We start from the raw sequence: 6,210 nt of genomic DNA, 5'->3' as shown, positions 1-6,210 counted from the left end.
CGCGAGCTCGGTGGCTCCGCGGCGTCGGCGGCGGGCGCCGTTGGCGCCGGGGCAGCCGGAGCGGGCATCGGTGGCGCGCTGGGTGCAGGGGCCGGGATGGCGGGTCGCCCGCTGTCCGGAGCTGGCAACGGCATGCCTGGCGCGGGCGGGAATGCAGCACCCGGTCTCGCGCAGGGCGCAGCGGGCGGCACCGGCGGTAACGCGGCGGGGAGCCGCGGCGGCGCGATGGCTGCCGGGCCCATGGGTGCGGCCCGCGGTGCCGACAAGAAAGGGAAGCCGAACGCCAAGGTGAAGGCGGTGACGAGCGCGGTCGAGCGCGACGGCAACCTGGAAGCGCTGCTCGGTGAGTCGCCGCTGGTCCTGCCGACGGTGATTGGCAGCAACGTCCGCGGATAAAAAGCATCCCCCGTTGACCTATTTTCGCAGGTCAGCGGGGGATTTTGCGCCCCAGAGAGGAATCGAACCTCCGGCACCGGCTTTCGATCGTCCGAAAGGTCACGCCGGTGCCAAAGAACGACTGAAGCCCTCGGGGACGGCTAATTGAGGGAGATCCCCGCGTCGTTGAGCGCTGCCCGCCCGGCGGGAGTGAGACGCACGGCCCGGGTACGACCCCTGCGGGAAAGCCATTCCTTATCCAGCAGAGTCTTGCAGATTCCCGTGCCGAGAGGGCCGGCGAGGTGGAAGCGGCGTTCGGTGGAGTCCATGCACGACCTGCCCGTGTCGAGCATCTTCGGGGGCACACCCCACTGTATGAACAAGCGATGACCTTGATTAGTGACCTGACAGTGCGAGTCGATGAACTCGCGCTCTTCCAGTTGTTCAGCCAGGCGCACCCCGAGCTTACCGGCGAGGTGCTGATAACAGGTGCGGCCTTCACGTAGGTTCGCATTCGCCCGTGACGCGCTGAGGCTGTGAGGAGTGGGCAGGGGCGAGCGGGCGACCACGCCAAGGCTCTCGACCACTCGTGCGATGTCTTCCCCGGCCAGGCGAATGTAGCGGTGCCGGCCCTGCCGAATGTCGTGGACGAGACCGTGGGTGACGAGCACGTCAACATGCTCGCTCGCCGTCGACCGGGCTAGGCCCGCGTACCTGCCCAGTTCACCAACCGTCCAGGCCCGCCCGTCCATGAGCGCAGCACACATGGCCGCCCGCGACGAGTCAGCCAGAGCCGACGCGACTGTCGAGATATCCGGGACCGCTTCAGGAAACACGCGCGCAACCATGCCTCCAGTGTGCACCCGGAACTGTTCGGTGACGACCGAACAATCGCAGACGTAGTCTGAACTCACCAGATTCATTGCATCAGGAGACGAAGGGAGCGATCGCGATGAACGGGGACCGCCAACGGCTACGCGGGCACTACGATGAGGACTTCTACTGGGAACGCGTTGACCGCAACCTGGGTTGGCTCGGCGACACCACCGAGGAACAGCGTGAACGCCAAGCACGGTTGCGCGATGCCGTGATCGGCATCGTCGGCACCGGGGGCATCGGCGGTGCCGCAGCCGCCCGCCTGGTGCGCATGGGCGCACTCAACCTGAAACTGGCCGATCCCGACCACTTCGACCTGACTAACGTGCAACGCCAGTACGGCGCCGGGCGAGACACGATCGGCCGCAACAAGGCCGAGATCCGGGACATGCACTTCGCCGCGTCCTGGCGCCTGTTCGATCTGGTGCTGCCGACACTGCTGGACCGGTCCTACCGGACCTGGGATCAAGACCTGAGCAAGCGCACCTACTTCGGCCACCCGCCCGCCGAGGCTTCGCTGGAGTCTCGCGTATGACCGCGCATCGGCGCACGGCGCTGGTCGCGACCCTCCTTGGTTTCTTCATCGTCATGCTCGATACGACCATCGTCAATGTCGCCCTCGCCGAGATCGGCACTGACCTCGACATGACGGTGGGCTCACTGCAGTGGGTCGTCGACGCTTACACCCTCGTGTTCGCCGCGTTCCTTCTCACAGCTGGGGCCGCATGCGACCGTCTTGGGGCCCGCAGGGTCTACCTCGCTGGCCTGGTGGTCTTTGCTGTGCTCTCGGCCGTGTGCGCCCTCGCTCCCACAGGCGGGTTCCTCGTCGCTGGTCGCGCCGTCCAGGGCGTGGGCGCGGCAGCGATCGTGCCGGGCTCTCTGGCATTGCTGTCGGCTGTGTACGACGATCCGAAGGAACGAGCACGCGCCATCGGGCTGTGGGGCGGCGCAGGAGGTGTTGCCGCCGCGATCGGACCGGTCCTGGGCGGAGCGCTGGTGTCGGCGATCGGGTGGCGGGCGGTGTTCTGGGTCAACCTCCCCATCGTCGCGATCGGCTGTCTGCTCACCTTGTGGGCAATTCCCGTGCTCACGGGCAGTCGCGCGAGACGGGTGGACCTACCCGGACAGGTGCTCTCCGTGCTCACGCTGGTGGCAGTAACCTATGCAGTCATCACCGCAGGCGAACACGGATGGTCACCCTGGCAGGTAGCCGTGCTGATCGCCGGGGGCGTCTTCCTCGCCCTGTTCATCATCGCAGAGCGACGACACCCGGACCCGATGCTGCCGATGGCCTTGTTCACTCGTGCCCGGTTCTCCGTGGCCGCAATGGTAGGGCTCGCGCTCAACTTCAGCTTCTTCGGACAACTCTTCGTGCTCTCCCTCTTCTTCCAGCAGTACCTGGGATACGAGCCGTGGCTGGCAGGCCTCGCGCTGGCACCACAGGCGTGCAGCGCCGTGGTCGCGTCACCGCTGGGCGGCCGTGCCGTCGCCCGGTGGGGCGCGTTCCCCACCATGCTCACCGGCCTGGTAGTCGGCACGATCGGCTTCAGATGCCTCGTGCTGCTCACCGCAGAAACCCCTTACGTGGTGGTCGCGGTGTTGACCTTCACGGCTGGATTCGGGATGGCCTTCGCGATGCCGGCCGCGACCTCGGCCGCAGTGGCCTCGGCCCCGCCGGAACATGTCGGCATCGCAGGAGGAGTCATCAATGCCGCCCGCCAGACCGGCAGCGTCGTCGGCGTCGCAGTCCTCGGCGAAATGGTCGCCAGTGGAGCGTTCCTCACAGGCTTTCACAGAGCCGTCGCGGTCGCCGGTGGAGTCTTCGGTGCCGCAGCGCTCGTAGTTGCTGCCACCATCATCAGTCACCTACAGGAGCCAGTTACACCTGAAGTTTAGAATCATTGTGTGATGAAGCACTATCGGAGGAGGTCGAAGAAGCCGCCAGTCGAACGCGTACTGTGCTCCGAAACTGGTAAACGCGAATACGAGCACTATGATGACGCCGTGCATGTAGCACTGAAATGGTCGCGACGGGCAGGGCCGCTGCGGATCTACGAATGCCCCTCGTGCGGGTCGTGGCACCTAACCAAGCGCCCTGACTGGGGCAAACCACCGGCGAACTAATGACACCGTACGGGTCTGTCTCGGCGAGGAACGCTCCGGAGCGCGTCTTTCCTGGACGCTCCAGGAGTTTCGTTCTCATGCATAGGCAGCCGAGGCGCGCTGCAAGGCTTGTAGCCCTGAGGTCAGTACACCTAGGGCTTTGTACAACGTGAGGGGGGTTAAAAGAGACCGGCGAAATCATCGCCGAGCACTACATCGACACATCCCGCAACTACCAAAAACCATACTGGCGAAAAGGCCAACCCCCACTGACCTAAAACACAAAACCGGTGCCTCGGAAAAATAAAAACCGAGGCACCGGTTTGTCCACCATGTCGCGACTGAGTTGTCAACTATGTCGCGACTGAGGACACAAGCGCCCCAGAGAGGAATCGAACCTCCGACACCGGCTTTAGGAGAGCCGTGCTCTATCCACTGAGCTACTAGGGCATTGGTGCGAGCGTACCGCACCCGCGCGCGGCACAGAAAATCAGCTACGCACCGGCGAGCTCGGCCTGCTTCTCGCGCACGGCGGATGCGGGCGGGTTCGTCGCGTGGGTGCCGTCGGAGTAGAGCACGGTCGGCACGACGCGGTTGCCGTCGTTGACGGACTCCACCCATGCGGCCGCGTCCTCGTTGCCGGCGGCCTCGACGTCTACCACGTCGTAGGGCGTCTCGGTGCGGTCCAGGTTCTGGCGCAGCTTCGCGCAGAACGGGCACCAGCTGGTGGCGAAGACGGTCACGTGAGCGTTGGTTTCGGGGGTCGCAGTCATGCTACGAGTCGGTCCTTTCAAATCGTTGGTGCTTAAAGCGGGTGCCAGTTCGGGAAATATTCCACTCGCCGTCGCGCACGAGCGCAAATTCGGCGCCGAGGCGGGGTGCATAGACCGGGTGGGGGAGGGAATCGGCCACGCGGGCGTCGATAAGCGTGAGCTCGACGACGTCGACCTCGTCGAGCGTGGCTTCGTAGATCTGGCCACCACCGATGATCCACGCGTCCGTCTTCAGGTCGGGAAGATCGGGAGACACGAACGCCCCGTCCGACCACGCGCCCGCTTCGCGCGAGCTAAGCACATGGTTTGGGCGGCCTGGCAGCGGTTTCTTCGGCAACGACTCCCATGTCTTGCGCCCCATGATGACCGGGTGGCCCATGGTGACCTCTTTGAAGAACTTGAGATCCTCCGGCACATCCCACGGCATGCCAGCCCCGTCGCCGATGACGCCGTCGAGCGATTGCGCCCAGATTGCGCCCAGCACTAGACGGACACCTGCGCCTTGATCGTCGGGTGCGGGTCGTAGCCCTCCACCTCGATGTCGTCGAAGTCGTAGTCAAAGAGCGACTCCGCTTTGCGCAGCTTGAGCTGCGGGTACGGGCGCGGCTCGCGGGAGAGCTGCTCGCGCACCTGCTCGACGTGGTCGTTGTAGATGTGGCAGTCGCCGCCGGTCCAGATGAGCTCGCCAACCTTGAGGTCCGCCTGCTGCGCGAACATGTGCGTGAGCAGCGCGTAGGAGGCGATGTTGAAGGGTACGCCGAGGAACATGTCGGCCGAGCGCTGGTAGACCTGCATGCTCAGCGTCCCGTCCACCACGTAGAGCTGGAAGAGCAGGTGGCAGGGCAGTAGCGCCATCTTGTCCAGCTCGGAGACATTCCAGGCGGAGACGATGTTGCGGCGCGAATCCGGGTTCTCCTTCAGCGTCCGCAGCGCCTCCGCGATCTGGTCCACGTGTGTCCCGTCGGGGGTGGGCCAGGAGCGCCACTGCACGCCGTAGACCGGGCCGAGCTCGCCGTCCTCGTCGGCCCACTCGTTCCAGATGCGGATGCCGTTGTCCTTGAGCCAGGCGATGTTGGACTCGCCGCGCAGGAACCAGAGCAGCTCGCCGACGACCCCCTTGAAGAAGACCTTCTTCGTGGTCAGCAGCGGGAAGGAGTCGGCCAAGTCGTAGCGCAGCTGGCGGCCGAACAGGCTCACCGTGCCGGTGCCGGTGCGGTCACCCTTCGCCTTGCCGTGTTCGGAGATCTCGCGCAGCAGGTCCTCGTACGGGGTGGGGACCGTCACTTCGTTGCGACCCCCTCGTAGCTGCCGTGCTCGTCGCGGTACTTCGCGCAGGCGGCGAGGATGTCGTCCGCGATCTCCGGGCGGCAGATGAGCACGTCTGGCACGTAGGTGTCCTTGTTGTTAAAGCGCAGCGGGGAGCCGTCGAGGCGGGAGCAGTGCAGGCCCGCGGCCAGGGACACGCCCACCGGCGCGGCCTGGTCCCACTCGTACTGCCCGCCGGCGTGGACGTAGGCGTCATAATCACCAAGCAGGACGTGCATCGCTTTCGCGCCGGCGGAGCCCACCTTCGCAGTTTCAAACCCGAGCGCGTCCGCCACTGCCTCCGCCACGGCCGGCGGGCGGTTGCGGGAGATCGCAATCTTCTTGGCAAAGGGGCCGGCGACGTGGCGCACGTCCGAAGACTTGAACACCACGCCCAGGTCCGGCAGGCCGACCGCGGCGTGGGTGGGCACGCCATCTTCCACGAGCGCGATGTGCACAGCCCAGTCCTGGCGGCCGGTGGCGAACTCCTTGGTGCCGTCGAGCGGGTCCACGATCCACACACGCTTGTTGCTCAGGCGGGTCTGGTCATCCGCAGCTTCTTCGGAGAGGAATCCGTCGCCCGGGCGGTGCTGCTCCAGCACGCGGGCGATCCAGTTCTGGGCCAGGTCATCGCCCGCCTCACCGAGTTCGCGCCCTCGCAGCAAGCCGACGCCGCGGATCCCCTTGAGGATCTCGCCGGTGCCTTGGGCAATCAGGTTGGTCAGCCGGGAGTCTGAATACTGCGCAGTCATAGTTCAAACACTACCGCAGTTGGCGG

The 6,210-nt window shown here is 65.7% G+C and carries 7 protein-coding genes, 1 tRNA gene and 1 pseudogene; 3 read left to right on the top strand and 6 right to left on the bottom strand.

Going from position 1 to position 6,210, the window contains the following annotated elements:
- Positions 1-396 (top strand): annotated as a pseudogene (locus CKJ82_RS11840) (hypothetical protein); the annotation flags it as partial.
- A 140-nt stretch (positions 397-536) separates the two neighbouring features.
- On the opposite strand, the gene CKJ82_RS08385 reads toward CKJ82_RS11840, so the two are convergent.
- Entirely contained in the window at positions 537-1,298 is a 762-nt protein-coding gene (locus tag CKJ82_RS08385; protein ID WP_198949232.1) for an ArsR/SmtB family transcription factor, read from the bottom strand.
- A gap of 29 nt (positions 1,299-1,327) precedes the next feature.
- On the opposite strand from CKJ82_RS08385, the gene CKJ82_RS08380 reads away from it, so the two are divergent.
- On the top strand, positions 1,328-1,786 hold the full coding sequence (locus CKJ82_RS08380; RefSeq protein ID WP_095537752.1) for a ThiF family adenylyltransferase: 459 nt from the start codon (positions 1,328-1,330) through the stop codon (positions 1,784-1,786).
- Positions 1,783-3,147 (top strand): MFS transporter, encoded by a 1,365-nt coding sequence (locus CKJ82_RS08375; protein WP_095537751.1) that lies wholly within the window; start codon positions 1,783-1,785, stop codon positions 3,145-3,147. The genes CKJ82_RS08380 and CKJ82_RS08375 overlap by 4 nt, the downstream gene beginning before the upstream one ends.
- 584 nt (positions 3,148-3,731) lie before the next feature.
- Here the strand turns inward: CKJ82_RS08375 and CKJ82_RS08365 are convergent.
- From CKJ82_RS08365 to CKJ82_RS08345, 5 genes are all read right to left on the bottom strand, one after another.
- Positions 3,732-3,804: transfer RNA gene (locus CKJ82_RS08365), tRNA-Arg, on the bottom strand.
- Between the two features lie 44 nt (positions 3,805-3,848).
- The gene (locus CKJ82_RS08360) at positions 3,849-4,127 is read right to left on the bottom strand and encodes a mycoredoxin (protein ID WP_095277107.1); all 279 of its coding nucleotides are present in this window, start codon (positions 4,125-4,127) and stop codon (positions 3,849-3,851) included.
- Between the two features lies 1 nt (position 4,128).
- Entirely contained in the window at positions 4,129-4,611 is a 483-nt protein-coding gene (locus CKJ82_RS08355; protein WP_095537749.1) for a dihydrofolate reductase, read from the bottom strand.
- On the bottom strand, positions 4,611-5,411 hold the full coding sequence (locus CKJ82_RS08350; protein ID WP_095537748.1) for a thymidylate synthase: 801 nt from the start codon (positions 5,409-5,411) through the stop codon (positions 4,611-4,613). Before CKJ82_RS08350 ends, CKJ82_RS08355 begins: the two co-directional genes overlap by 1 nt.
- Positions 5,408-6,184, bottom strand: coding sequence for a 3'(2'),5'-bisphosphate nucleotidase CysQ (locus tag CKJ82_RS08345; RefSeq protein ID WP_095537747.1), 777 nt, complete (start codon positions 6,182-6,184; stop codon positions 5,408-5,410). Before CKJ82_RS08345 ends, CKJ82_RS08350 begins: the two co-directional genes overlap by 4 nt.
- Positions 6,185-6,210: the final 26 nt, after the last annotated feature.

Source organism: Corynebacterium gottingense (genome assembly GCF_002285125.1).
Classification (GTDB): domain Bacteria; phylum Actinomycetota; class Actinomycetes; order Mycobacteriales; family Mycobacteriaceae; genus Corynebacterium; species Corynebacterium gottingense.
Note: the sequence above shows the minus strand (reverse complement) of the source record. Positions and strands in the feature narration are given on the sequence as shown.